This is a genomic window from Arthrobacter sp. FW306-07-I (assembly GCF_021800405.1).
Classification (GTDB): Bacteria; Actinomycetota; Actinomycetes; order Actinomycetales; family Micrococcaceae; genus Arthrobacter.
Genome location: NZ_CP084550.1, coordinates 1194194 through 1220023 on the forward strand (window position 1 = coordinate 1194194; position 25830 = coordinate 1220023).

26 protein-coding genes are annotated in these 25830 nt (G+C 66.3%); 15 read left to right on the top strand and 11 right to left on the bottom strand.

Translation table 11 applies throughout. The annotated features are described in order from the left end of the window. Nucleotides 1-3 precede the first annotated feature (3 nt). The 5 genes from LFT46_RS05540 (at nucleotide 4) to LFT46_RS05560 (ending at nucleotide 4538) form a co-directional block, all read left to right on the top strand. Nucleotides 4-1158: a Gfo/Idh/MocA family protein gene (locus LFT46_RS05540; protein WP_236821524.1), complete on the top strand. Its 1155-nt coding sequence runs from the start codon at nucleotides 4-6 to the stop codon at nucleotides 1156-1158. Then, on the top strand, nucleotides 1155-1976 hold the full coding sequence (locus LFT46_RS05545) for a sugar phosphate isomerase/epimerase family protein (RefSeq protein WP_236801394.1): 822 nt from the start codon (nucleotides 1155-1157) through the stop codon (nucleotides 1974-1976). Before LFT46_RS05540 ends, LFT46_RS05545 begins: the two co-directional genes overlap by 4 nt. A gap of 65 nt (nucleotides 1977-2041) precedes the next feature. Then, nucleotides 2042-3214 (top strand): Gfo/Idh/MocA family protein, encoded by a 1173-nt coding sequence (locus LFT46_RS05550; RefSeq protein ID WP_236801395.1) that lies wholly within the window; start codon nucleotides 2042-2044, stop codon nucleotides 3212-3214. A gap of 65 nt (nucleotides 3215-3279) precedes the next feature. Continuing rightward, nucleotides 3280-3600 carry a putative quinol monooxygenase gene (locus tag LFT46_RS05555; RefSeq protein WP_236821525.1) on the top strand — a complete coding sequence of 107 codons (321 nt, stop codon included), beginning with the start codon at nucleotides 3280-3282 and terminating at the stop codon, nucleotides 3598-3600. 95 nt (nucleotides 3601-3695) lie between these two features. After that, nucleotides 3696-4538: a class I SAM-dependent methyltransferase gene (locus LFT46_RS05560; RefSeq protein WP_236821526.1), complete on the top strand. Its 843-nt coding sequence runs from the start codon at nucleotides 3696-3698 to the stop codon at nucleotides 4536-4538. A gap of 82 nt (nucleotides 4539-4620) precedes the next feature. Here LFT46_RS05560 and LFT46_RS05565 read toward each other — a convergent pair whose 3' ends face one another. After that, nucleotides 4621-5313, bottom strand: a complete 693-nt coding sequence (locus LFT46_RS05565) for a TetR/AcrR family transcriptional regulator (RefSeq protein ID WP_236821527.1) — start codon at nucleotides 5311-5313, stop codon at nucleotides 4621-4623. 98 nt (nucleotides 5314-5411) lie between these two features. Between LFT46_RS05565 and LFT46_RS05570 the strand changes: the two genes are divergently transcribed. Both LFT46_RS05570 and LFT46_RS05575 read left to right on the top strand, forming a co-directional pair. After that, on the top strand, nucleotides 5412-5861 hold the full coding sequence (locus LFT46_RS05570) for a nuclear transport factor 2 family protein (protein ID WP_236821528.1): 450 nt from the start codon (nucleotides 5412-5414) through the stop codon (nucleotides 5859-5861). Next, on the top strand, nucleotides 5858-6748 hold the full coding sequence (locus LFT46_RS05575) for an SDR family oxidoreductase (RefSeq protein WP_236821529.1): 891 nt from the start codon (nucleotides 5858-5860) through the stop codon (nucleotides 6746-6748). Before LFT46_RS05570 ends, LFT46_RS05575 begins: the two co-directional genes overlap by 4 nt. Nucleotides 6749-6791: 43 nt before the next feature. Here LFT46_RS05575 and LFT46_RS05580 read toward each other — a convergent pair whose 3' ends face one another. The 6 genes from LFT46_RS05580 to LFT46_RS05605 form a co-directional block, all read right to left on the bottom strand. Next, the gene (locus LFT46_RS05580) at nucleotides 6792-7094 is read right to left on the bottom strand and encodes a YciI-like protein (RefSeq protein ID WP_236821530.1); all 303 of its coding nucleotides are present in this window, start codon (nucleotides 7092-7094) and stop codon (nucleotides 6792-6794) included. A 60-nt stretch (nucleotides 7095-7154) separates the two neighbouring features. Beyond that, on the bottom strand, nucleotides 7155-7928 hold the full coding sequence (locus tag LFT46_RS05585; RefSeq protein WP_236821531.1) for a DeoR/GlpR family DNA-binding transcription regulator: 774 nt from the start codon (nucleotides 7926-7928) through the stop codon (nucleotides 7155-7157). Nucleotides 7929-8056: 128 nt separating this feature from the next. Then, nucleotides 8057-9058 carry a 4-hydroxythreonine-4-phosphate dehydrogenase PdxA gene (gene pdxA, locus LFT46_RS05590; protein WP_236801404.1) on the bottom strand — a complete coding sequence of 334 codons (1002 nt, stop codon included), beginning with the start codon at nucleotides 9056-9058 and terminating at the stop codon, nucleotides 8057-8059. Continuing rightward, nucleotides 9058-10263: a four-carbon acid sugar kinase family protein gene (locus LFT46_RS05595; RefSeq protein WP_236821532.1), complete on the bottom strand. Its 1206-nt coding sequence runs from the start codon at nucleotides 10261-10263 to the stop codon at nucleotides 9058-9060. Before LFT46_RS05595 ends, pdxA begins: the two co-directional genes overlap by 1 nt. After that, complete coding sequence (locus tag LFT46_RS05600; protein WP_236821533.1) at nucleotides 10260-11249, bottom strand: 2-keto-3-deoxygluconate permease; 990 nt, start codon at nucleotides 11247-11249, stop codon at nucleotides 10260-10262. Before LFT46_RS05600 ends, LFT46_RS05595 begins: the two co-directional genes overlap by 4 nt. 192 nt (nucleotides 11250-11441) lie before the next feature. Next, nucleotides 11442-12170 carry a YoaK family protein gene (locus LFT46_RS05605; protein WP_236801407.1) on the bottom strand — a complete coding sequence of 243 codons (729 nt, stop codon included), beginning with the start codon at nucleotides 12168-12170 and terminating at the stop codon, nucleotides 11442-11444. Between the two features lie 103 nt (nucleotides 12171-12273). Here LFT46_RS05605 and LFT46_RS05610 point away from each other — a divergent pair, with 103 nt between their 5' ends. From LFT46_RS05610 to LFT46_RS05645, 8 genes are all read left to right on the top strand, one after another. Beyond that, nucleotides 12274-13944, top strand: a complete 1671-nt coding sequence (locus LFT46_RS05610) for an ABC transporter substrate-binding protein (protein WP_236821534.1) — start codon at nucleotides 12274-12276, stop codon at nucleotides 13942-13944. Nucleotides 13945-13954: 10 nt separating this feature from the next. Continuing rightward, the gene (locus LFT46_RS05615) at nucleotides 13955-14905 is read left to right on the top strand and encodes an ABC transporter permease (protein WP_236821535.1); all 951 of its coding nucleotides are present in this window, start codon (nucleotides 13955-13957) and stop codon (nucleotides 14903-14905) included. Further along, nucleotides 14905-15801 carry an ABC transporter permease gene (locus LFT46_RS05620; protein WP_236801411.1) on the top strand — a complete coding sequence of 299 codons (897 nt, stop codon included), beginning with the start codon at nucleotides 14905-14907 and terminating at the stop codon, nucleotides 15799-15801. Before LFT46_RS05615 ends, LFT46_RS05620 begins: the two co-directional genes overlap by 1 nt. A 2-nt stretch (nucleotides 15802-15803) precedes the next feature. Then, on the top strand, nucleotides 15804-17624 hold the full coding sequence (locus tag LFT46_RS05625; RefSeq protein WP_236821536.1) for a gamma-glutamyltransferase family protein: 1821 nt from the start codon (nucleotides 15804-15806) through the stop codon (nucleotides 17622-17624). After that, complete coding sequence (locus tag LFT46_RS05630) at nucleotides 17608-19239, top strand: dipeptide ABC transporter ATP-binding protein (protein ID WP_236821537.1); 1632 nt, start codon at nucleotides 17608-17610, stop codon at nucleotides 19237-19239. Before LFT46_RS05625 ends, LFT46_RS05630 begins: the two co-directional genes overlap by 17 nt. Beyond that, entirely contained in the window at nucleotides 19220-19972 is a 753-nt protein-coding gene (locus LFT46_RS05635; protein ID WP_236821538.1) for a GntR family transcriptional regulator, read from the top strand. Before LFT46_RS05630 ends, LFT46_RS05635 begins: the two co-directional genes overlap by 20 nt. Nucleotides 19973-20396: 424 nt before the next feature. Next, the gene (locus LFT46_RS05640; RefSeq protein WP_236821539.1) at nucleotides 20397-21239 is read left to right on the top strand and encodes an esterase/lipase family protein; all 843 of its coding nucleotides are present in this window, start codon (nucleotides 20397-20399) and stop codon (nucleotides 21237-21239) included. Between the two features lie 67 nt (nucleotides 21240-21306). After that, nucleotides 21307-22590 (top strand): S8 family serine peptidase, encoded by a 1284-nt coding sequence (locus LFT46_RS05645; protein ID WP_236821540.1) that lies wholly within the window; start codon nucleotides 21307-21309, stop codon nucleotides 22588-22590. Nucleotides 22591-22623: 33 nt separating this feature from the next. Here LFT46_RS05645 and LFT46_RS05650 read toward each other — a convergent pair whose 3' ends face one another. The 4 genes from LFT46_RS05650 to LFT46_RS05665 all read right to left on the bottom strand — a co-directional run bounded on the left by LFT46_RS05650 (nucleotide 22624) and on the right by LFT46_RS05665 (nucleotide 25754). Beyond that, nucleotides 22624-23994, bottom strand: a complete 1371-nt coding sequence (locus tag LFT46_RS05650) for a right-handed parallel beta-helix repeat-containing protein (protein WP_236821541.1) — start codon at nucleotides 23992-23994, stop codon at nucleotides 22624-22626. Between the two features lie 66 nt (nucleotides 23995-24060). After that, nucleotides 24061-24786, bottom strand: coding sequence for a hemerythrin domain-containing protein (locus tag LFT46_RS05655; RefSeq protein WP_236821542.1), 726 nt, complete (start codon nucleotides 24784-24786; stop codon nucleotides 24061-24063). 110 nt (nucleotides 24787-24896) lie between these two features. Next, nucleotides 24897-25289 (bottom strand): alpha/beta fold hydrolase, encoded by a 393-nt coding sequence (locus LFT46_RS05660; RefSeq protein ID WP_236801420.1) that lies wholly within the window; start codon nucleotides 25287-25289, stop codon nucleotides 24897-24899. After that, nucleotides 25290-25754: an alpha/beta fold hydrolase gene (locus tag LFT46_RS05665; protein WP_236801421.1), complete on the bottom strand. Its 465-nt coding sequence runs from the start codon at nucleotides 25752-25754 to the stop codon at nucleotides 25290-25292. It lies immediately after the preceding gene. Nucleotides 25755-25830: the final 76 nt, after the last annotated feature.

Here is a 25830-nt window from a genome sequence, read left to right on the forward strand (position 1 = left end):
CCCGTGACTTCCCAGCTACGGGCCGGAATCATCGGAACAGGATTCATGGGCTCTGTCCACGCCCATGCGGTCCGCGCAGCAGGCGGTGAGGTTGTCGCAGTCGCCGGGAGCAGCCAGGCTTCCGCCGAAGCCGCAGCACCCGCTCTCGGCGCCCGAACCGCAGCCGAATCGCCTGAAGCACTGATCGCACGGGCAGATGTAGATGTCATCCATATCTGCACCCCGAACGCCACCCACGCCGACCTTGCCCGCAAGGCCATTGCGGCAGGAAAAGCAGTCATCTGCGAAAAGCCACTGGCCACGAACGTTGGGGACGCGTTGGAACTGACAACCCTGGCGGCGCAGGCCGGGGTCGTCACCGGCGTGCCCTTCGTCTACCGGTTCTATCCGGCCGTCCGCGAGGCCCGCGACCGCATCCAGCGCGGCGACGCCGGCCGGCTTTGGCTCCTGCACGGCTCCTACCTGCAGGACTGGCTGGCCGGCGCGGAAGCCACGAACTGGCGGGTCGATTCAACGATCGGCGGAGCGTCCAGGGCGTTCGGCGACATCGGCGTCCACTGGTGTGACCTGATGGAGTTCACCACCGGACACAGAATCACCAGGCTTGTGGCCCAGACCAGCAGGGCATACGACGAACGCGAAACCGGCGGCCGGTTGTCCTCCGTCGCTACCGAGGACGGCGCCACGCTCCTGTTCGAGACGGACAAGGGTGCCACCGGCTCCGTGGTGGTCAGCCAAGTCAGTCCCGGCAGGAAGAACCGACTCTGGTTCTCCTTCGACGGAACCGAAGCGTCATTCAGCTTCAACCAGGAACGGCCCGACACCCTGCACGTCGGCCGCAGCGACTCAAGTTCCGAGATCCCGGTCGGCCCGCAAACACTCACGACGCCGGGCGGCCGGCGCTACGCCAAACTTCCCCCGGGCCACCCCCAGGGTTACCAGGACAGCTTCAACGCGTTCGTCGCGGACGTGTATGCGGCCGTCCACGGCCAGGAACCGGACGGCATGCCCACCTTCCGGGACGGCCTACGGGCAGCCCTCCTTACGGATGCAGTCGTAACCTCGGCCGCGCACCAGACCTGGGTCGAGGTTCCGCAAACGGACAACCTCACCGGATCACTTACCTCTTCCCCCGCAGCTGAAAGGCAGAAGCAATGAAACTCGGTTACTGTTCCATCACCTGGGGCGGCGTCGTCGGCCACCCGCAAGGTGTGACGAGCGTGAAGGACCTTTTCTACATGACCCACGGGTCCATGCAGCAAGCGGTCCAGGACATCGCCTCCGTTGGCTATCAGGGCGTGGAGATGTTCGACGGCAACCTGGCCGAATACGCCGACAAGCCCGAAGAACTTAAAGAGATCCTCAGCAGCAACAACATCGAGCTAACCAGTGTCTATACCGGCGCGAACTTCATCTACGCTGACATCCTTCCCGACGAGCTGCACCGGATCCACCGTGCCGCCGAACTGGCCGCCAACTTTGGAGCAGAACGGCTGGTAGTGGGAGGCGGGGCACGCCGCGCCGCCGGAACCACTGACGAGGACTACCACCGCCTCGGCGAAGCCCTGGACAGCGTGACGGACATCGCGGAAAGCTTCGGCCTGTCGGCAAGCTATCACCCGCACCTGAGCACCATTGTCGAAAGCCCGGAAGAACTGGACAGGCTCATGCCGCTCACCCGGATCGGCTTCTGCCCGGACACCGCACACCTTGCAGCCGGAGGAGCGGACCCGGCCGCAGTCATCCGGAAGTACCCCGACAGGATCCGGCACGTCCACCTCAAGGACTTCCAGAAGGACCCTTTCAATTTCCTGCCGCTTGGACAGGGTGAGCTCGACTTCCCCGACATCATCGCAGCCATCCGCGAGAGCGGCTATGACAGCTGGCTCATGGTCGAACTCGATAACTACGACGGTGACCCCCGGGAAGCCGCGGCCCTCAGCAAGAAGTACCTCGAAAAGCTCCTCTCTCACTAATTTTTCAACCGCGGGGACTGCCACAGACGGCAACTGCCCTGCCTTCCGGAAGGAACACGATTCACATGCAGAACCTCAACGTCGGCCTCATCGGAGGCGGCTTCATGGGCAAGGCCCACTCGCTGGCTTACGCCGCCATGCCCATGTTTTTCTGGCCCGCACCAGCCATGCCGGTCCGAAAAGTCATTGCCGAAGCCACCGAAGACCTTGCTTCGGAAGCTGCCCGCCGCTTCGGCTTCGAGAACTCCACCTCAGACTGGCGCAGCATCATCGATGATCCGGACATCCACGTCGTCGACATTGCTACGCCAAACCACCTCCACGCCGAGATTGCCATCGCCGCTGCCGAAGCAGGCAAGCACATCATCTGCGAAAAGCCCTTGGCGCGTACCGGCGAAGAATCCAAGGCCATGTACGACGCAGTGAAAGACAAGAACCTCGTCCATATGGTCGCCTTCAACTACCGGCGGACTCCGGCCGTTGCACTGGCAAAGAAATACATCGAGGAAGGGGCCATCGGACAAATCCTCAACTTCCGGGGCACCTACCTGCAGGACTGGAGCGCCGACCCCAACTCCCCGCTCTCCTGGCGTTTCCAGAAATCCATCGCAGGCTCCGGCGCCCTTGGCGACATTGCAACGCACGTCATTGACATGGCCCGCTACCTTGTCGGCGAGTTCAGCGCCGTCAACGCCCTCCTGTCCACCTGGATCCCCGAGCGGCCGCTCCAAGCCGGAGGTGCTGACGCGCTCGGCACCGTACGGGGCGGAGAAGGCCCCCGTGGCCAGGTTGACGTGGACGACGAAGTCATGACCATGATCCGGTTTGCCAACGGTGCCGTGGGTTCCGTGGAAGCAACCCGCAACGCCCACGGCAGGAACAACTACATCACCTTCGAAATCCACGGAACCGAGGGCAGCATCGTCTTCAACTATGAGCGGCGCGACGAACTGCAGGTCTGCTTCGCGTCCGACCAGGCCGACCGCCGCGGATTCCGCACCGTCTACACCGGGCCCGCACACCCCCACGGAGATGCACTCTGGCCCATCCCTGCGCTCGGCATTGGATACGGCGAAACCAAGATCATCGAGGCCTACGACTTCTTCAAGGCCATCGCGGAAGGCGGCAGCGTAAGCCCGAACTTTGCCGACGGATATCAGGTAGCCCTCATCGACGATGCAATTGTCGAGTCGGCGGCAAAAGAATCCTGGGTCGACGTTCCGCAGATCAACGCATGACGTAAGGGGAGGGGCGGCGACGAATCCGCCCCTCCCGCAAGCCCAGGACCACCCGAGGACGAAAAATGCCACACACAACAGTCAGCCACGACGAAACGCAAGTCTGGTTAATGCCGGTGTTCACCGCAAAAGCAGGGCACGAAGCCACGCTGCAGGAAGCACTCCTCGGACTGCAGTCGCTGAGCCGAAAGGACACCGGCTGCCTGGAATATACGGTCTTCGCAGACGATCAAAGGCCAGGTACGTACTTCCTCATTGAGGGATGGGCCCGCCGCGGGGACCTGGAAGCCCACAACGAGGAAGTCCATGTTAAGGACTTCGTGGACGGGGTGCAGTCCCTGCTGGCCGTACCCTTCTCCGTATCTCCGATTACGCCCCTGGTCTGATACCCGCCAACGTGGGGGAGGACGACGGCGGGACGTAAGTGCCGCCGTCGTCCTTCCCCTTCCTTCGCTGTGGAGCGCCGTTGTAGTGTCGTGCCGTGATCGTCCCAGATACGTCCCAGGATGCCGCGGCGGTCGCGGACCACTACGACGAGCTCGATCCCATTTACCGCCAGGTGTGGGGGGACCATGTTCATCACGGGTTGTGGGCGACGGGCCGCGAGACAGCCGAAGAGGCCGTCGAGGCGCTGGTCGACGCCGTCGCCGACCGGCTGAACCTGGAGCCGGGCCAGGAGAGCGTGGATATCGGCTGCGGCTACGGTGCCACCGCACGGCGGCTCGCCATGACCCGCAAGGTCCGCGTTACCGGCTTCACGCTGTCCGCTGAGCAGGGCACCTATGCCGCCGCCCATCCCGCGCCGGGTGTGGACATCCAGGTGCGTGACTGGCTCTTCAACGGGCTGCCCGATGCCTCGGCCGGTGCGGCATGGGCGATTGAGTCAAGCGAGCACATGGTCGATAAGCCCGGCTTCTTCGCAGAAGCGCACCGAGTGCTGGCGCCCGGCGGCCGGTTGGTCGTTTGTGCCTGGCTCGCTGGGACCGATGCCAGGGGCTGGAAGGTCCGGCACCTGCTTGCGCCGATCTGCCGGGAAGGGCGCCTGCCCTCGATGGGCACGCGCGAGGAGTACGAGGCGATGGCATTGGCGGCGGGCTTTGCGGTCAGGGACTACGAGGATGTCAGCCGCCGCGTTGCCCGCACCTGGGTAATCTGTGCCGCCCGGCTGATGAAGGCCTTGCTCGTCGATCCGAAGATCCGTCGACTCGCCCTTGGCGCCCGGAACCGTGACTCCTTTTGGAGCATTCCCCGCATGATCCTGGCCTACCGCACCGGCACGATGCGCTACGGGATATTCACGCTTGCGAAGGTTAAGCCAGCCTGATCGCAAGCCCGATCGACGGACTGCCTCAGGGCAGTGGCGGCCGTTCGCCCACGCTGCGTGCACGCGTGTCTGCCCATGTCGTTTAGGGGTTTCGGTCTTTGGCAGACGCAGCGTTCCCGTCCGGCAGGAGGTTGGCCCCCAGGGTCCTGGCCATGAACACCCCGAAGCGCTCCGCGGTCCAGCCGCGCTTGAGGACCAGGGTCTCGTAGAGCTCAGCCGAGGTGCTCATGAAGAAGACGTCGGCCACCTCCTCCGCGGTCAGGCCCGGGCGCAGGAACCCCCTTCCGAGCACCTGGTGCGCGTTGTGCAGCATGCGCTGGTACCGCTCGTCGTCCACGTCGCGCAGGAGTGCGGCCATATCCTGGTCCCCGCTCGCCGCGGCGTCTCTGATAAGCAGGTAGAGGGGGGAGCCCAACGGGCTGACCTCGGCGATGAACCGGCCGAACTGCTCCATGAGTTCGCGGGGATCGGTGACCGTGGCCTGGGCGCGGTCCGACCGTTCCTCGGCCGGGGGACCGCCTGCTCCCAGCAGACTCTGTGCGTAGATGGCCCGGACAAGCCCCGGCTTTCCGCCGAACCCCTTGTACACGGATTCCTTGGAGACGCCGGCGGCGTGGGCGATGGCCGCGATAGTGGTCCGGCCGTACCCGTGGGCCAGGAACAGCTCGCGCGATTGGGCCAGCACCCGCTTCCTGGACTCCTCGGCCGCCTCCTGCCGGCGGCGGGCATCGTAGCTGCGGGGGCGGGGCGGCGCACCGTTGACTGCGGGTCCCATCGGGCTTATGCTCCTTGTATCAGTTAGATACAGCTAACTGTATCAAATTCAGCGATCCAGCCTCTCCGCCTCCCGCGACGGAAACTAAGGAGCAGATCATGGACGCTTCAGGAATCGAGCGCGTCCCCGAAGGCCCAGTGCGGCGTATGCTGGCCGCGGCCAACCGCCATGACCTTGAGGCCATGGTTCCTGAATTCGCGGAGGACTACAGGAACACCACCCCCGTCCACCCCGCCCGCAGCTTTACCGGCTCCGCGCAGGTCCGGAAGAACTGGACGGCGCTCTTTGCCGGTCTGCCGGATCTCACCCTCACCGTCCACGACGTGGCCACAGGGCCGGATGGCAAAGTCTGGATGGAATGGAGCAACCGCGGCACCCGGCCGGACGGGTCCGTACAGCGTGCTGCCGGGGTCTCCATCCTCACCGTCCGCGGCGACAAAATCGCCGCAGCCCAGTTTTACCTTGAACCCGTGGACCAGGATTCCGGCGACGTGAACGTGGCCATCAGCGAGGCAGTCCATGGGGCAGTTGGAGGTGACCGGTCATGATCCTGGTGGTCGGCGGCACCGGCCGCCTCGGCCGCGCCGTGGTTTCCCTGCTCCTTGCCGCCGGGCAGCAGGTCCGCATCATGGCCCGGGGCAAGTCCCAGCCCTTCCCCCGAAAGATGAGCGACGGCGTCGAGCTCCTCCGCGGGGACCTCGGCTCAGACGCGGACTGCCAGCAAGCGGTGGCTGGCTGCGATGGGCTGGTGTTCGCGGCTTCAGGATTCGGGGTCAAGGACTCGAACCCGCGGACGGTGGACCGCGACGGCGCCATCCGGCTGGTCCGCGCGGCGGCCGCGGCCGAAGTGAAACATGTGGTGATGATGTCCATGCATGGTGCTGCCGCCGACGGGCCTATCGACTTCCTGCGCTGCAAGGCTGCGGCCGAGGATGCGGTGCGCTCGTCCGGCGTGCACTGGACGATTGTCCGGATCGGGGCCCTCCTGGAACAGCGGCTTGAGACCATGACGGCCCCGCTTGAATCGAAGGGCAAGGTGCCGGTGTTCGGCTCGGGATCCGCCCCCGTGACCTATACCTCGGTCCGGGACGCCGCCGCCGTCGTGGTCCGTGCCCTCCGCGACCCGGCGCTTCGGGACCGCGTCATCGAGTGGGGCTCGCACACGCTGACCGGCAACCAGCTTGCGGAGGCTGTGCTTGCCCGGGCAGGCCATGGAAAGGTTCAGCGCGTTCCGGCGGCCGCCCTGCGGGTGCTGTCGGTGGCGGCCAAGCCGTTTTCACCGTTCCTGGCCAGGGTGGCAGGGGCCGGTATCTGGGAGGAATCGGGGACGGCTGCTTTTGAGTTTGGCCTGGCGCGCGCCGAGTTTCCCGACATTCCCGTCACCGGGCTACAGCAGGTGCTTGAGGAGTCCGGCGCGTTGGGAACTTCGACGTAGGCGCATGTGCGCCATCCGTGCAGTAAGGCAGGGTCTACGCGGCTTAGGGGCGGACTGGTGTGGCCGCTTCGTTTCCGAGCACCGTTGTCCACGGGTTGGCGGTCCACTCCGTGACCACGCCGTTGAGGACGTAGGGGTCGGCGGCTGCAAAAGCTTTGGCGGCTTCCACTGCGTTTTCGCCGGTGAAGATCAACAAGCCTTTGAAGGGGACTTCGCCAACGGCGCCGCCCAGCAGGAGCTCGCCGCGTTCGACTGCCTCCCACCCCGCCCGGAGGTGGTCTGCGCGGTACTGTTCGCGGCTTTCGAGGTAGTCGTCTGCGTAGGTGTATTCCAGCACGGCGTGCATGCGCGTCTCCATATCGTTCAGGGGTTTCGTTCGTTGTAGAAATAGCCTACCCACCGGGACTTACCCGGAAACGGAGGCCACCTCAACCTGTACCCCCGCGTCGCGGAACTTCTGCACCTGGGCGGGGTCGGCGCCGTCGTCCGTCACCAGGGTCCACGGGAGTGCCAGCCGCGCCCAGGCGTGGAACGGCCGCAGCCCGAGTTTGGAGGAGTCGGCCAAAACATAAACCAAACGCCCCCGCCGGGCCATCAGCTCCTTGAGGCGGGTCTGGGCGTGGTCGGCTTCGCAGATGCCGTCCTCGGCGGTGACGGCGTCCGCGCCCAGGAACACCCGGTCGAAGCTCATCCGCTCCAGCGCCGCCTCGGCCAACGGCCCCACGAAACTCTGCGAGACGCCCCGGAGCCGGCCGCCCAGGCAGTCCACCTCTATGCCCTCGGAATCGGCCAGCTCCTGCAAAGTATTCAGGCCAGGCGTCGTCACGGACAGCCGATCAAACCCGCGCAGTTCGTGTGCCAGTGCACCCGCCGTGGAGCCGGCGTCGAGCAGGATGTTTTCCCCGGGCTGGATCACCGACGCCGCCCACCGGGCTATGGCATGCTTTTGCTCGAACGCCTCACCCGTGCGCTGCCGCAGCGACGCCTCCGGATGCGCGCCCAGCGCCATCGCCCCGCCGTACGTACGGGCCAGCCGGCCCTGCGAATTCAGCAGCGCCAGGTCGCGGCGGATGGTGGACGCGGTCACCTCGAACTTGGCGGAGAGCTCCTCCACGGAGGCAAGGCCGGTGGTCACGGCAAGGTGGTAGATCTCCTCGCGCCGCGCGTTTGCGCTGAGCATTCCCGGTCTCCTTCCCGTGGGTATGGCAGTGGCAGTGCTACCCATGCTAGTTCCGGCTCTAACGAATCAGGGACGGCAACGGCCGGCCAGCAATTCTACGCTGACCGGCCGTTTCACTACTGAAGCGTTCAGGCCTCGTCGCGCGCTGGTGCCAGGTCCACTGCCTGCCGCAGCGCCTCGAGCAGCGACTCGTGGTCGGCAATGTTCTTGCCGGCGATGTCGAAGGCCGTGCCATGGTCAACTGACGTCCGCACCACGGGGAGGCCCACGGTGATGTTGACGCCGTTCTCCAGGCCCAGGACCTTGACGGGTCCGTGGCCCTGGTCGTGGTACTGGGCCACCACCAGGTCGAAGTCGCCGCGGCCGGCCAGGAAGAACAGGGTGTCCGCCGGGAGCGGGCCGAACGCGTTGATGCCGTCCGCCTGGGCCTTCTCGATGCCCGGCTGGATCTTCTCCGCCTCTTCGCCGTAGCCGAACAGACCGTTCTCGCCCGCGTGCGGGTTAATGGCGCACACGGCAATCCGCGGGTTCTCGATCCCGGAGGTGCGCAGCAGCTCATACCCGCGCTTGATGGTCCGGTAGACCAGGTCGCCGTTGATCTTGGCGATGGCGTCGATGAGGCCGATGTGCGTGGTCACGTGGATGACGCGCATCTTGGGCGCGGTCAGCATCATGGACACTTCCTCGGTGCCGGTCAGTTCGGCGAGGAGTTCCGTGTGGCCCGGGAACTTGTGTCCGGCCGCGTGCAGGGCCGCCTTGTTGAGCGGTCCAGTGCAGATGGCATCCACCTGGCGATCCATTGCCAGCTGCACGGCTTTCTCGATGAAGAGGTACGAACCGTGTCCGGCGGCGGCGGACAGCTCGCCCCAGGCCAGGTCCTCCGGAATGCAGTCGATGTCCAGCACATCGATGGTGCCTTCCTGGAACAATGCCTCCGACGGTTCGGTGACCTTGCGCAGGGTCAGCGGGCTGGACACGATGTCCGCGGCGAGCTGCATCCGGCGCAGATCGCCGATGACCAGCATCCGCGCCTTGGACCGGAGTTCGCTGTCCGCCAGGGCCTTGACGATGATCTCCGGGCCAATGCCGGCCGCGTCGCCCATGGTGATGGCTACAATCGGGCGTCCCATTATTTGCTACTCATTTCAGTCGTAGTGCTAGTGAAAAACTGTTTGGTCCTGGCCAGCGTGCCGGCGTCCCCGAATGCACCGGCCTTGGTGACCAGCAGGGGGAGGGGCTCCGGAAGCAGGCTCACGACCACTCCGGGCTCAATCTCCCCGATGACGGTGAAGCTGCCGGCGCCGAGGGCCTTTAGGACGGCCGTGGCGGTTTCCCCGCCCGTCAGGACCAGCGCCTCGCAGTGCTCGACGCCGGCCGCAGTGGCCCGTGCCAGCGCCTCCGCCACCACCAGCGCCTGCGATTTATCCACGGCGCCCATGGGATCCGGCGTCAACACCACGTCCGTCCGCAGCATCGCCGCCGCAACTTCGCGCGCGACTGCCGGATCCTCGAGCGTCTGGTGGTCCAGCGTGATGTGCCGGGCACCTGCGGCGACCAGCGCGTCCGTCTGCTGCCGGGCGAGGCCGGAATAGCTGCCAATCACGGTCAGCGTCCGTGTCACGCACCTCGCGTGCTCCTGAAGAACATCCTGCCCTTCTCCACGAGGGGCAACGTGCCCGGCCAGTCCGCCGGAGCCCACCAGGAGTGCGGGGAAGTCCAGCAGGGCTGCCGCGGCAGCCACGCGTTTCAGGTCGTCGTCGGAAACAGCGTCAAGTACGACGGCGTCACGCCCGCGTTCCTGCACGTTGCGCAGGTGCGCGGCCAGTTCCTCCGGGGTGGGGTGCGTTTCCCGCTCCACGAGTTCAGTCGAAAGACCGCCGGCGGCAAGCGCCGCCGCGACGTCGCCGTCGAAGCTTCCCTGCGCGTTGTGCGCACCGTTGACGTGGACCAACCCGCGTACGGTGGTCCTTCCCGTAGCCGGGAAGGCGGGGGCCACAAGGGCCAGGCCCCTGCTGCGGCCTTCACTGACGCGGCCCAGCGCTGCGGCAACCTCGGCACCGACGTTGCCGCGAAGCAGCGAGTCGATCTTCTTGAAAACCTGCCGGTCCTGTTCCAGGGCGCGTGCCACAGCCGCGGTGACGGCAGCCGCTGCATCTTCCGCTGAAAGGTAGCGGCTCTCGGTGTTGACCGACAGGATGTCCGCTTCGGGCCACGTGGAGTCCAGGTCCAGGATGACGGAGCTGCTGTGGGTGGGTCCGTGGGCTGCGGCGGCATCGGCCGCTCCCGTCAGGTCGTCGGCGATGATTGCCCAGCGCTTGGCTGCGGGGGTGCTCATACTGCTGGGGCCACCTCGGGGGTTTCCACGGGCTGCTTGGCTTTCAGGCGCTTAGCGTACCAAGCGACCATGAGCGGGCAGCCGATGGCGGTCACCACTACGGACGCGGCCACCAGCACGGTTGCCGGGCCCGCTGCCGGGGCATATGCCGGGTTGGCCGCGGCCACCAGCATGGGAACGGTTGCTGCGTTGCCTGCGGTGGTGGCTGCCGCGAGGCCGGCGATGCCCGAGCCGCCGGTGAGCTTGTCCGCGAAGAAGAGCACGGCGCCGCCGGCAATGAGCACGAACAGGCCCAGGGCAACGCCGAGCAGCCCGGCGTTCAGGACCTGGCCCAGGTTCAGGCCGAAGCCCAGTGCCAGGGCAAAGAACGGGATCAGGACAGGTGCCGCGGAGGACAGGAACTTGCGCATGGCCGGGTCCAGGGCGCCCAGGATGGCGCCGAGGAGCAGGGGAATGATGGCACCCACCAGGGCCTGCCACGGGAAGGCCGAAAGACCCGCGACGCCGAGGGTCACCATGGTCAGGAAGGGGCCGGATTCCAGCGTCATCACGGAGTAGGCCGCCACGTCCTTGGGCTTGCCGTACTGGCCCATGAGGGCCATGTACATGCCGCCGTTGGTGTCATTGAGGGCGGCCAGGATCGCCAGCACGGAGAGGCCGGACAGCAGGCCGCCGTCGATGGGAAGTTCACCCATGAACCGGCCTGCGATGACGCCGATGATGATGGCGAACAGGACCTTGCTGCCGAAGAGGACGCCGCCCTTTTTCAGAATATACGGGGTGGCCTTGATGTCGATGCTGGCGCCCATGCAGACGTAGAACACCGCGAGGATGGTGGTGCCGCCGGTGAAGAGGGCGCCGGTGAAGGACCCGAAGAACTTCGCGGAATCCGGGGCGAAGGTGCCGAGCACGGCGCCGATGAGCAGGGGGATCAGCATCATGCCGCCAGGAACCTTTTCCATGGTGGCCTTGATGGGGACAGACATGTGCAACCTCATTGTTGTGTGGGGGAGAGGGAGGTCGGGCTGCAGGCCCGAAGCATGATGTAGATCATAGCTACTGTTGCGCGATTAGCGCAAGGCTCAATGCGCGAATCGCGCAGCCCTCCGACGGCGGCCGTTACAGACGTGCCCGCCGTCCCGCCCCACTGACCGGTTTAGTCCCCGGTCAGCGCCGCCTCAGTCCCGGGCCAGCGAGGGACTCTCTGAGTCTGCCTTTGCCTCTGCGGCAGCGCGGCGATGTGCGGCGTGCCCTGTCACCGTGACTGCCGTAGCGATCACCGCAGCCATGGACAGTGCAAGCGCCAGGTGCACATGCAGCGCAGCCGCTCCGGCCAGGGCTCCCAGCATGATCAGGGCGATGGCCAGGGCGCGCCGCTGCCAGAACGTTCCCTTGCCGCCGGCCAGCCGCGAATCCGACGCGAGGCCGGTGATGGTGGAGGTGACCACCACGGTGGTGATCTCCGCGACCTTCAGGCGTTTCGCCGTCGCGGCCTGGGTGCCCATGAGCAGGGCGAGTGCGCTGGTGACGATGCTGCCAAGCGTGGGGTCCGCCTGCACGGGGGCCAGGAGCACGAAGACCGTCAGTGCCCACAGGCCCAGCGACACCGCGAGCAGGGCCGCGGAGGTCTGCGGCGACCAGCCTTCGCCATTGCGCCGAAGAAGCCGCCCTGCCAGGGCCGCGCCAAGCATGAAGAAGGCCAGCGCCAACGCCGGCCGCAGCACGGGGAGGCTTGTTCCGCCCGCCATGGCCATGCCCAGCAGCACCACGTTGCCGGTCATGTTCCCGGTGAACACGCGGTCCAGGCCAAGGTATCCCATCGCGTCCACCACGCCGGTGGAAAACGTCAGGGCCAGCATCAGCACCAGATGCAGCCGCTCAGCTGAGCCGAAAAAATGTTTCCTCACCGTAAATTCTCCAATACACCCTTGAATCTAAACGTATACCAAGGATATGTTCGTTCAGCGATTGTATTCAATCTCACATTCCCTGCTCGATCATAGGACTTGTATGAGACTCCCGTTCCGCCCCCGGGCCCTTCCGGACGGCACTCCATTCAGGGCGAGAAGCGCTGCCTTGGGCGGCGGCGTGGCCGCCTTGGCACTGGCGATGACCGCCTGCGCACCCATCCAGCCCCTGCCCGAGGCGGTAGTGCATAACGACGTGACCTCCGCCCCCATCGGCAACCAGAAAGTGGTGGAAGGCGGCGACCTGGTGATGGCCCTCTCGGCTGAACCCGACCGCCTGGACCCCACAACGTCGTCGTCCCTCTACACCCGGTACGTCATGCAGACGATGTGCCAGAAGCTGTACGACATCAACGCCGAGGGCAAGATCGTTCCGCAGCTTGCCACCAAGCTTCCCGAGGTGAGCAACAACGGGCAGACGGTGACCATCCAGGTGCGGGACGACGCCGTGTTTGCCGACGGCACCAAGTTCGACGCCGAGGCCGTCCGCGCCACCCTGGACAGGGACCTGACCATGAAAGGTTCCGCCCGCAAGAGCGAACTTGGCCCGATCAGCGGCATCACGGCCCTGAACCCCACTACCGTCCAGATCAGCTACAAGAAGCCGTTCGCTCCCCTCACCGCAGCGCTCGCGGACCGGGCCGGCATGATCCTCTCGCCCACGGCGGTTGCTGCGGCAGGGGATTCCTTTGGAGACCACCCCGTGTGCGTGGGACCGTTCAAGTTCAAGCAGCGCATCCCGCAAACCTCCATCCAGGTGGAACGGGACCCGCTCTACTACGACGCCAAAAACGTCCACCTGGACACGGTGACGTACCGGATCATGACGGACTCCAATATCAGGACCGCCAACCTGCGCTCCGGCGACGTCCAGGTGGCGGACTCCATCGCACCCCAGGACGTGGACGCGCTCGCCAAGGAACGCGGCGTCGGCGTGCTCCAGGTGGGATCCCTGGGCTACCAGGGCCTGACCATCAACCTGGGCAACACCAACGGCGTGGGCAAACCGGTGGGGGACCTCAACACGCCACTGGCCAAGAACGCCACCATCCGCCAGGCGCTGTCCATGTCGATCGACCGCAAAGCCCTGGTGAGCACGCTCTTCAACAACTGGTACGAGCCTGCCTGTTCCCCCGTGGCACCCTCCAGCCCCTTCTCTTCGGACGCCGCCCAAGGCTGCCCGGCCTACGATCCGGCGAAGGCCAAGCAGATGCTGAAGGACGCCGGGGTTCCGGTGCCCTTCCCCATCAAGGTCCAGGTCACCAACTCGCCGGACTCGCTGCGGTATGCGCAGGCGCTCCAGGCGTCCGCGGCGGACGGCGGATTCGCGCTGACCATCGCGCCCGTTGAGTACTCCACGCTCCTGGACGTCCAGAGCCACGGCAGCTTCGAAGCCCTGCTGCTCGGCTGGTCCGGACGCGTGGACCCGCACGGGAACATGTACAACTTCCTGGCCACCGGCGGCGGCAACAACTACTCCGGCTACAGCAACCCTGCCGTGGACAAGCTCCTCACCGACGCCTCCACCACCACAGACCAGGCAGCCCGCGCGGCCCTCTACGGGAAAGCCGTCCAGCAGGTGCAGGCCGACGACCCGATCATCTACCTCTACCGGATCCACAGCCTCACGGCCTACTCCAACAAAGTGGCCGGAGTGGAAACGTTCGCGGACGGTGTGGTCCACCTCAGCAACGCGGCCTTCGTGAAGAAATAAGGACTCCACCATGATCCGATACCTCTCGACCCGTCTCTGGCACTCAGCCATCACCCTGGTGCTCGCCTCCGTGGTCATCTTTATTGGCATCCGCCAACTCCCCGGTGACCCGGCCATTGCCATGGCGGGGGAGGAGGCCAGTCCTGAACAGCTGGACGCCATCCGCTCCCAGCTCGGCCTGGACCAGCCCCTCCCCGTCCAGTACTTCTCCTTCATTGGCCGGCTGCTGCAGGGAGACCTGGGAAAGTCCACCCGCACCGGAACACCCGTCACGGACCTGCTCGCCGGCACCCTGCCCGTGACGCTGTGGCTTGCCGCCTACGCAATCGTGGTGGCCGTCGTCGTCGGCGTCCTGCTCGGCGTGGTGGCCGAGCGGTACCGCGGCCGCTGGCCGGAATGGCTCTCCAACGGCTTTGCCCTCATCGGCCTGTCCGTCCCCAGCTTCTGGCTTGGCCTGCTGGCCATCCTCTACCTGGCCGTCAACCTTGGCTGGTTCCCCGCGTCAGGCTATGTCGACGTCGCTACGAACCCCGTGCGCGGCCTGTACTACCTGACGCTGCCGGCGGTGATCCTGGGCACCGGCCTCGCCGCCGTCATCCTGCGCCAGACGCGGGCCTCCATGATCGAAACCATGAGCACGGACTACGTCCGAACCGCCCGCGCCAAGGGCCTGGGCGGCGGCCGGATCCTGTTCCGCTACGGGCTCCGGAACTCCCTGATCGTGGTGGTCACCATCGTGGGCCTGCAGCTGGGCGGACTGATCTCCGGCGCCGTGGTCACGGAGCGCATCTTCGCCCTGCCCGGCTTCGGCAAGCTCACCCTGGACTCCGTCTTCACCCGCGACTACCCCGTGATCCAGGCCGTGGTGCTGGTCATCACCGTTGGGTACATCCTCATTAACCTTGCGGTGGACATCCTGTACTCCGTGATCAACCCGCGAATCCGAGTAGGAAGCAACTGATGGCCGTCACCGACATCCGCCCTGCAGCCCCGGGCGCAACCAGCCTGGGCTCCGACCGCGGACGCATCTGGAAGTCGCTCCGGCGAAACCCCCTGGGCCTGGCCGGCGGTATCCTGCTGGCCCTCGTGGTCCTGGTCGCACTGCTGGCACCGCTCCTGGCGCCGTACGATCCGGCGCAGGTCCACTTCGCCACCCCGTTCCAGAAGCCCGGCACGGTGGGCTTCCTGCTGGGCACCGACGACCTGGGCCGGGACATCTTCTCCCGGCTGGTCTTCGGTATCCGTTCCTCCCTCGAGGTCGGGGTGCTCGCGGTCCTGCTCTCGGTGGTCATCGGAACCCCGCTGGGGCTGCTCGCCGGCTACTGGCGTTGGCTGGACGCCATCATTTCGCGGCTCAACGACGTGACCCTGGCCTTCCCCTTCCTGATCATCGCGGTGGGCCTCGTGGCCATCACCGGCCCCAGCCTGGGCAACGCCGCAGTGGCCATCGGCATCGCACACATCCCCGCCATGATCCGGATCATCCGCGGCGAAACCCTGCGGATCAAGGAAAGCGACTTCGTCATTGGCGCCAAGACCATGGATGCCTCCGGCGGGCGGATCATCTTCCAGCACATCCTGCCCAACACCGCCTCCTCCCTCATCGTGCAGGCCACGGTGATCATGCCCGCGGCCGTCATCGGCGAAGCGGTGCTGTCCTTCCTGGGCCTGGGCATCCAACCGCCCGCACCCAGCCTGGGCATCATGCTCTCCGACGCCCAGCAGTACCTCTTCCGCTCACCCACAGCGGCCATCGTCCCCGGCCTGGGCATCGCCGCGATCTGCCTGGCCTTCAACCTGTTCGGCGACGCCCTGCGCGACGCCCTGGACCCCGCCGCCACCAGCCGAAAGAAATAGCCATGACTTACACCCCCGCAGACAGCTTCACCACCCGCCCCACCCTCCAGGGCACCTTCGGCATGACCGCCTCCACCCACTGGCTCGCCACCGCCTCAGCCCAGGCGGTGCTGGAACGCGGCGGCAACGCCTTCGACGCCGCCGTCGCCGGCGCCTTCGTCCTGCACGTCGTCGAACCCCACCTGAACGGCCCCGGCGGGGACATGACCGGCGTGTTCGTCACGGCGGAGAACCCGTCCGAACCGGTCGTACTGATGGGACAGGGCCCAGCCCCCGCCGCCGCGACCCGCGAGCACTACCTGGCCGAAGGGCTGGAACTGGTGCCCGGCGCCGGCGCGCTCGCCGCCGCGGTGCCGGCCGCCGTCGACGCCTGGCTGCTGCTCCTCCGTGACCACGGCACCTGGGATCTGGCGGACGTGCTGGCCTTCGCCATCGGCTATGCCCGCAACGGGCACCCGATTGTGGGCCGCGTGGGGAACACCATCGAAACCGTCGCCGACCTCTTCACCGAGCACTGGCCGACGTCGGCCGCCCTGTGGATGCCGGACGGGAAGATTCCCGCCGCCGGAGACATCATCAAGAACCCGGCGTACGCGAGCGTCCTGGACCGGCTCGTTGCCGCCGGAGAAACGGACGCGGCAGCGTCGCGGGAAGCACGCATCGACGCCGCCCGCCGGGAATGGGGCGAGGGGTCTGTGGCCAAGGCAGCGGTCAAATTCCTCGCGACTCCCCACCGCCACTCGTCCGGCGCCGATCATGCTGGCGTCATGACCGAATCTGACTTCGCCGGATTCTCCGCCGGTTATGAACCCGCCACCACCATCGAGTTCCGCGGCCACACCATCGCCAAGACCGGGCCGTGGGGGCAGGGGCCGGCGCTGCTGCAGACCCTCGCCATCCTTGACGGGTTCGACGACGAGCGGCTGGACCCGTCCACGGCCATCGGCGCGCACACCATCCTTGAGGCGCAGAAGCTGGCCATCGCGGACCGCGAGGCCTACTACGGCGACGCCGAGGTGCCGATGGATTACCTGCTCAGCCCCGAGTACGCAGCGGAGCGGCGGAAGCTGATCGGCGAAAAGGCCTCGCACGAGTTCCGGCCCGGCAACGTCCCCGGCCACGACCCCTTCGTTCCGCCGCTGCGCACGGAGTACCTCCCGCCGTCGCTCGCGGAAAACGGCCAGCTTGCCTTCGCCGGCGTGGGCGAACCCACCGTCATGCCCACGGGGGAAACCCGGGGGGATACCTGCCACATCGACGTCGTGGACCAATGGGGAAACATGGTTTCCGCAACGCCCTCCGGCGGCTGGCTCCAGTCCTCCCCGGCCATTCCCGAACTCGGCTTCTGCCTGGGTTCCAGACTGCAGATGACCTGGCTGGAGGACGGCGCGCCGTCCACGCTCACCCCCGGCAAGCGCCCCCGGACCACCTTGACGCCCACCCTGGTGCTGAAGGACGGCAAAGCGGTGACCGCCCTCGGTTCCCCGGGCGGCGACCAGCAGGACCAATGGCAACTGCTGTACCTGCTGCGCACCATCGTGGGCGGCTACGAGCCCCAGCAGGCCGTTGACGCACCCTCGCTCCACACCACCTCCATTCCCGGATCCTTCTGGCCCCGCACCTGGACGCCGGGCGGCGCGGTTGTTGAAGACCGCCTGGGCGAGGACGTGATCGCTGAACTGGAAGAGCGAGGCCACGTGGTGACCCGGGCCGGGGACTGGGCGCTCGGCCGCCTGTCATCGGTGGTCAGTGACCCCGAAACCGGTGTCCTCAAGGCCGCCGCCAACCCGAGGGGAGCGCAGGGCTATGCAGCAGGACGCTAGGAACGACGGAAACATTCTGCTGTCGGTCCGCGAACTTGAGGTCAGCTACGGCGGCACCCCGGTCCTGGACAAAGTCTCGTTCGACTTGAAGAAGGGCGAGCGGGTGGCGATCGTGGGCCAGTCGGGATCGGGCAAGTCCACCGTGGTGGGCGCCATCCTGGGCCTGCTGTCCGGCTCCGGCCGGATCACCCACGGATCCATCCTGCTCGACGGGGCAGACCTGGCGGATGCCAGCCAAAAAGAGCTGCGTGGCATCAGGGGCAAGAAGATCGGCCTGGTCCCGCAGGATCCCATGTCCAACCTCAATCCTTCCATGAAGGTGGGCGCGCAGATTGCCGACGCGCTGGCCAGCAACGGCATGCGTGGCCGGGATGCCATCAAGCAGCGCGCCGTGGAGCTCATGACGGAAGCCGGCATTCGGGACGCCGAACGCCGGTACAACCAGTACCCGCACGAGTTCTCCGGCGGCATGCGGCAGCGCGTCCTGATCGCCATCTCCCTTGCGGGGGAGCCGGACCTGCTGATCGCGGATGAGCCGACGTCGGCCCTGGATGTCACTGTCCAGCGGCAGATCCTGAACCACCTGCAGACGCTGGTGGATGCGCGGGGCACCTCGCTGCTGTTCGTCACCCATGACCTGGGGCTCGCGGGGGACCGCACGGACCGGATCATCGTCATGGCCGAGGGGCGGATTGTGGAGACCGGCACGCCATGGGAGGTGCTGCTGAATCCGCAGGAGGACTACACGCGGCGCCTGGTGGCCGCGGCGCCGTCGGCCAGCCTTTCCGCGGACGCGGTTTCCGGTCCAATAGTTGCTGAAGAGGACCGGCCGGCTCCCGTGCTGTCGGTCAGGAACCTGGCCAAGGAATTCAAGCTGCGTGGCCAGGGCGGGCGCAGGATCCAGGCCGTGGACGACGTCTCGTTCGACGTGCACAGGGGAACCACCACGGCGGTGGTCGGTGAATCCGGATCCGGGAAGTCAACGGTTGCCCGGATCATCCTGGGCCTGGAGACACCCACTTCCGGCTCGGCGTTGATCAAGGGTGAGAGCATCGCCACCAGCAATCCCCAAACGCGCCGTGCCCTGCGCCGCATCGCGCAGCCCGTCTTCCAGGACCCGTACGGATCCCTGGACCCGACCTTCAGCATTGAGCGGCTGATCGATGAGCCCCTGCGGATTTTCAAGATAGGGACGCGTGAGAGCAGGCGTGAACGCGTGGCCGAACTCCTGGACCAGGTGGCGCTGCCGCGGATTGTGGCCCAGCGCCGGCCCCACGAACTTTCGGGCGGGCAGCGCCAGCGGGTGGCCATCGCCCGGGCCCTGGCGCTGGAACCGGAACTGCTGATCCTGGACGAGGCCGTCTCAGCCCTGGATGTGCTGGTCCAGGAGCAGATTCTCACTTTGCTGGGGGACCTGCAGGATAGGCTGGGCCTGACTTACCTCTTCATCACGCACGACCTGGCCGTTGTCCGCCAGATCGCGCACAACGTGGTGGTCATGAAAACAGGAAAAGTGGTGGAAACCGGCAGCGTGGAGCAGGTCTTCATGGCACCCTCGGCCGACTACACCAGGGAACTACTTGGAGCGATACCCGGTGCAGCCTTCGCTAGCTAGCGGTGATCCCACCCCACGGGCCCGCGTCCAGGATGAAATCCGGCGGGACATCATTTTCGGGAAGCTCCCCGCCGGGACACGGATCACCGAGTCCTCCCTGGCCGCGAAATACGGGATCTCCCGGGTTCCGGTGCGGGAAGCGCTGCGGGCCCTTGAGGTGGAGGGCTTCGTTGAGTCGAAGCCCTTCGCCGGGTCCACGGTGTCAGAGATACCGGTGGACGACGCCGACGACCTCTTCGCGGTGCGCGAGGCCCTGGAAGCTGCCACCGCCCGGCGGGCGGCCCGGCGGGCGGCCGCCCAGTTCTCCGCGGGCGGCCCGGATACCCAATGGTGGGAGACGCGGCGCGCACTGGCCGCGATCCTGGACGAGGGCGATCAAGCGGTGGCAAACGGGCAGGTTGAGCTGCTGCCCGAGCTGAACATCCGTTTTCATCTGGGGGTCGCTGAACTGAGCCGCAGCGCGTCCCTCACGGCGCTGCTCCGCCAGATTTCGGGCAAGATCGAGTGGCTCTACGCCTCCGATGTGGACTCCCGCGGCATCCGGTCCTGGGCCGAGCACCGGGGCATCATGGCAGCGATCGATGCCGGCAACGCGGAGGCCGCTGAACAGGAGATGGCAGCCCACGTCCACGGGTCCAGGTCCGGCTACCTGAGCCGGTTCAAGGAAAAGGACCCACCACCCGCAACGCCAGCAGCGCCGTCGGATGGTCACGCCGCGGAAACTACGGCTTGATTCTCACACCTCAAGGTGGCTTCGCCGGGACTCGAATCGCCGGAACGGTACCGGCTCGCCGGAAGGTTCCGGCGGATTGGCACCGATCCGGCGACTTCGCCGGTGCCAAGCTCTCCTGCCTCGCGGTTGAGGTATCGTCCGGCCGGCCACGGAGTGCACGTTTGTGCAAAGCGCCTGTGGGAGGGTGACCAACGCAGGGCCTTACCCAAACTACCTACTCACCAGTAACAACGCTGTGTTCCGAGTCACAAACGAGTCGTGACAGCCGCTGCAGCACCAGACCTTTTCCGCCGCACGTTCGTGCACTTCCGCTGCAGAGGAGCCGCAGCGCTGCCAGCATGGAAAACCCGGGCCGGAACTGATGGACACCCCCAAAACCATCAGCTCCGGCCGTCCCCGAAGACAGACGAACAAAGAGGTTTCCATGTCACTCCTTACCCGGGCCCTTTCCATCGCGGCCGGTACACTCCTCGCCACGTCCCTGGTAACCGCTCCCGCCCATGCCGTTGACGTCTCGCCGCCGGGAGCCAACGACTGGTCCTGTAAACCGTCAGCAGCACATCCGTATCCCGTGGTCCTGGTGCCGGGCACGTTCGAGAGCATGGAGAAGAACTGGTCCACCATGTCGCCGTACCTCAAGAGCCAGGGGTACTGCGTCTTCGCCCTGAACTATGGCCAGACCAACGGCGTCTACGCCACGGCTCCCGTCAAAGATTCCGCCCAGGAACTTGCACCGTTCGTGGACGCCGTCCGCTCCGCCACGGGTGCCAAGCAGGTGGACCTGGTGGGCCACAGCCAGGGCGGCATGATGCCCCGGTACTACATGGGCTTCCTGGGCGGGGCGAAGTACGTCCATCAACTCGTCGGCATCGCCCCATCCAACCACGGCACTGAGGGCGTGATCCTTCCGCCTCCGGATCTGGTGCCCACGCCGGACTACACCGCCGCCGGCTGTGCCGCTTGTGCAGACCAGCAGGCGGGATCGCCGTTCATGCAGGAGCTGAACTCCATCGGCGATACGGTCGCCGGCCCCGCCTACACCGTCATCTCCACCATCCACGATGAGGTGGTGATCCCGTACAACAGCCAGTTCCTGAACGGCTCCACGCGGCAGGTCACCAACATCACCATCCAGGACAAGTGCCCGGCGGACGTGATCGAGCACGACCAGACGCCCAACGATCCCGTGGTGCACCAGCTCGTGGGCAACGCCCTGGCCCAGCCGTCCGGCCCGGCGGACCCGGCCTACCAGCCCGTCTGCCTCTAAGGCGCAGCAGTAGTCGTCTTGGGCTGCCCCCTATGCAGCTGTTACGCATGGGGCGCATGATGACGGCATGAAAAAAGTACTCATAGCCGGTCTCGCAGCGATCGTGATGGTGCTCAGCGCCATCACGATCGCCGTTCCGGGCAACGCTGCCGTTCCCGGCAACGTGTCCGTGCCGTCCTCGCCCATAGCAGGACAAATCATGGTCAAATTCCGGGACAACAGCGCGGCGGCCGGGGTGCTCGGCCAGCATGGGCTGAGCGACGGCCCGCCGATCGGCAGCACCGGCGCGCACCTCATCAAGGTCCCGACCGGCAGGGAACTCCAACTCGTCGCCGTACTAAGCCGCAACCCCGCCGTCGAATACGCCGAACCGGACGAATTGGTCACCGCCACTACAGCAGACCCGTACTTTGACCGCCAGTACGCGCTCCAGAACGTGGGGCAGTCCTTTACGAACACCGCCGGCACGGTAACGGTGCCCGCTGGCAAGAACGATGCGGATGTGGATGCGGTTGAAGCATGGGGCGTCACCAAGGGGGCCGGTGTCAGGGTTGCCATCGTCGATTCAGGCGTGGCCATCAACCACGAGGACATCTCGTCCAAGGTGGTGGACCGGGCAAACTTCAGCGACACCCAAATCCTCACCCCGGAGGACTACGACCAGTACGGCCATGGCACCCACGTCGCCGGCATCGTGGCCGCCACCGCGGACAACTCCCTTGGGGTGGCAGGTGTATGCCCCGACTGCTCCATCCTCGATGCCAAGGTCCTGAACAGCAGCGGCTCCGGCTCCTCCTCTGGCATTGCCAAGGGCATCGACTGGGCTGTCGGCAAGGGCGCCAAGGTCATCAACATGAGCCTTGGACAGAAGGTGTCATCACGAACCCTCGAAGCTGCCGTCAACAACGCCTGGAACCAAGGCGTGGTAATCGTCGCCGCGGCGGGCAACGCCGATACCCAGGCGCAGGTCTACCCAGGTGCATATCCGAACGTCATAGCCGTGGCAGCAACTGACAACAACGACACCAAGGCATCCTTCTCCACCTACGGCAGGTGGGTGGATGTCGCCGCCCCGGGGGTCAGGGTCTACTCCACCCTGCCGAACTATGCGTCGGTCCTGGGCACGCAGAACAACCTGTCACCCGGCTATGACATCCTCAGCGGCACTTCCATGGCCTCGCCCATCGTTGCCGCCACTGCCGCACTCGTGTGGAGTACGCCGTCGGGCACGTCCAATGCATCCGTCCGCACCAAGGTGGAATCCACGGCCGATCCCATCTCGGGCACCGGTTCCTACTGGGCCCACGGCCGGGTGAACGCCTGCAAGGCAGTGGGGTGCACAGCGCCCTGAGCCTGCCGCGTCTTCAATGGGTACCGGCGGGTGTCAGGACTGGCTGTTGCCGGTGCGCGAGCGCCACGCATCGAGCTGCTCGATGGTTTCAGGGTTCTGGTACGCAATCTTCTGGCCGCTGGCCAGCGCAATGGTGTTGCCGTGAATCCTGATGCCCGCCGGGATCTGCCGGCCGCTGCCGCTGGAGCGCACGAAGTTGTCCTTGGCGCCGATGAACTGGTTCCGGGCGATCTCGACGTCGCAGGGCAGCTGCACGTCGTAGGTCAACAGGTGGGTGCCCATCCCCGCCTGGTCCGGACGGATATTGGCGGCCCAGGAGTACCCGGCGTCGCGGCACTGGTTATCGGTGAAGGCGCACCGGATGTGTCCGGTGCCCGCCGCCGGCGTTCCGTGGGACCAGATCTCAAAGCTCTGGTTGCAGTTCTCAATGGTGTTGCCCACAAACCGGCAGTCCGTCCAGGCAACCCTGGGCCCCTCGATATTGCCCTGCATCGTGGTGGCCGTGTCGTATGTCTGCCGGATGGTGTTGCCCTGGACCAGCACGTTCGAGCAGCCAATCCAGACCTCAACGCCATTCCCGTAACGCGTTGTGTCCTTGAGCCGCGACCCGCCGATTTCCTCAATCAGGCAGCCGCTGATCTCTGCGTCCTGGATGCCGTAAGTCCTGACGCCGTGGCCGCCGTGGCCAAGGATGTGCACCCCGGAGGTGACGGTGTTGGAGGCCGGCCGCAGCCCCTCCTGCTTGACAGCGATCTCCACCCCGGCACCCGGAGATGCCGGCAGCTTCACGTACACGAAGGTGTCGTCGCTGTAGAAGTCCCAGTCCTGCACCAACCCGGACAGGCTCCACCGTTTCCAGCCGCGGATCTCACCGCCGGCCTTCAGGAAGCCGACGTTGGTGGAGGCTCCGTCAGTGTTGCCGCTGAACTGCCCGGACCCTGGCCGCAGGTTGAGCTTCCACACCTGGGGGCTGTGCAGCGTCCAGGCGTCGCTGCTCACCTTGTAGCCGTTGATCTGCGGCAGCGCCCCGGGGCCGTAGGAGCTGAGCGTGAAGACCCCGGCGGGACCTTTCACGGCAGGCATTTGGAGCGAGCCCGGGAACACGTCGCCGCGCCGGAGCAGGACCGCGTCGCCGCGGCCCACTTCGCCGGCCTCAAGCGCCGACCGAACGCGCGCGAGCGATTGCCAGGGCGCGTCCTGGGTGCCCGGGCTGGCGTCATTACCGCTGCTGCTCACGAAGCGGGAGTTCGCGTAGGCAGGGGAAGGCTCGGGGGCAGGTGCGGCGGCGGGGAACGGATCAGTTGCACGGGCAATCATGCTGGGCAGGCCGGCAGTTACGGCCGCTGCCCCTATCCACTCCAAAAAGCGCCGGCGCCCAAAGGGGAGGTTTCTTGGAGAAGGCACCCAAAGATTTTACTAGATCCGTGTTGCTCTGGCTGCATGGGCATCAAGCGGAGTAATATTCCTCGGCTAAAGCGTCTCCGGCACCGGCCGCCCCGGGAACAGGGTGGCGTACTGCTTCCGGTACATCCGGCGCCCCACCAGCTTGTAGCCGAGCCGGACCGGGGGAGGGATCTCCTTGAACAGCTCCTTCCGGTCCGCCGGCGGGTTCGTGGCCAGCACCATCCCGAGGTAGCCCACCAGGAATTTCTTGTCGAGTTGCCGGATGCCGTGCTGCCCCGTCTCGTTCATTTCCTTCTCGGTCATCACCCGGTCCGCCACGGGCATCATCTCAGTTACCTCGCGGCGCCGATGCACGTTGAGGACACGGGACAGGTCCTCATACAGCGCGGCCAGCTCCGACGCTGACTCCTCATCCGCCCGGTCCATCCAGCGCAGCCGCACCGGCTCAATCGCCCCAAGCCGCTGCGTCACCTGCCGATGCTGCTCCAGCATCTGCCCCACATGCAGCGCACAGGCCGGCGCCCGCTCCTTCAGCTGCGGATACATGAGCAGGTCCTCGCCTTCGTGGTGGATGTGGAGCACCTTGTCGAAGTTCCCCAGCACTTCCCCCACATAGGCGGCCCGGGCAGTGTCACCGGCACGGACGGAACTCACCAGCCCCGGGGCCTCACCGTAGGCCCAGAGGAAAAAGCGGTGGATGCGCCGCATCCCGGCCGTCCCTGCGCACAGGACAGGTCCTGATGGGAGCGGAGGCGCGGTCTCGCCTGGTTGCATGGTGAAGAAGTCAGTCATTGTGGGCCCCTATTTTTGTCTGTCACTGAGACGAAGGACCTCTCCCCGCGAGCATCGTAGCCCCGGCCACCACGGCGCACAACGGCTTTGCGTAAGTACGACGGCGGCACTCACCGAGGTGCCCGACGTCGTCCTGGCCAGGGGAAACGGGCGACGCCCTGCACCACGGCCTCGTCTTCGCGCACCCGCTCAATCCATTCGGCGAGGAAGGCCTGGACGAGCGCGGGCTGCTCGTGCAGCAGGGCGTGGCCGGCGCGGTCCAGCACGGCAAAGGTGCCCCGCGGGTAGTCCCGCGCCAGTGCCCACCCATCGGCGTATCCGGCGGTGGCGTCCTGCCGCCCCACCAGAACCAGCACGGGATGCGGATACCGCGCTGCCGACTCCGGACGATCCCGCAACTCCCAGCGCGAGAAGATACGGGCCAACCCCGGCTCGTCGACGAGCGATGCCGCAGGAGCCACAAGCTGCCGGAACCGGTTCAGGGTCCCGTCCGTCTGGACCACTTAATAGCTGCGGAAAGAGGCTTCGATCTCCGCGTCGAGGCCGGCGGGATGGGCCGACGACACCAGGACCTGGTGCTTGGGCACGCTGCCGGCATGCGCGCCGACCGGGCAGATCAGGGCAAGCCCGGCCGCCTGGGGCCGCAAATGGGCAACCGCGCGCGCCAGGTACCCGCCGTACGACTGGCCAATGATGAGGAACGGTTCATCACCGATCGTGCTGTCGATGAAGTGCAGCAGGAGGTCCAGCACATCGTCGTTGCTGTTGAGCGAGCGGTGAGCCGGGGTACGGCCCATCCCCGGGAGGTCCGGATACAGGCGCCGGAACCCGGGGATGTTGCCGAACATCGGTTCCAGGCCGCCGGCAATCTCCCGGTGGTCCACGCCGGCGCCGTGCAGCGCAAGGACGGGCGTTCCGCTGCCGTGTTCAACGAAATGGACGGGCACACCCCTCACCACCGCTTCCATCCCGCCAGTGTAGGTTCGGCCGGGACCGTGGGCCAGAGCCGTCATTGGCAGGAAACGGAGCACTTTCGAGGCTCCC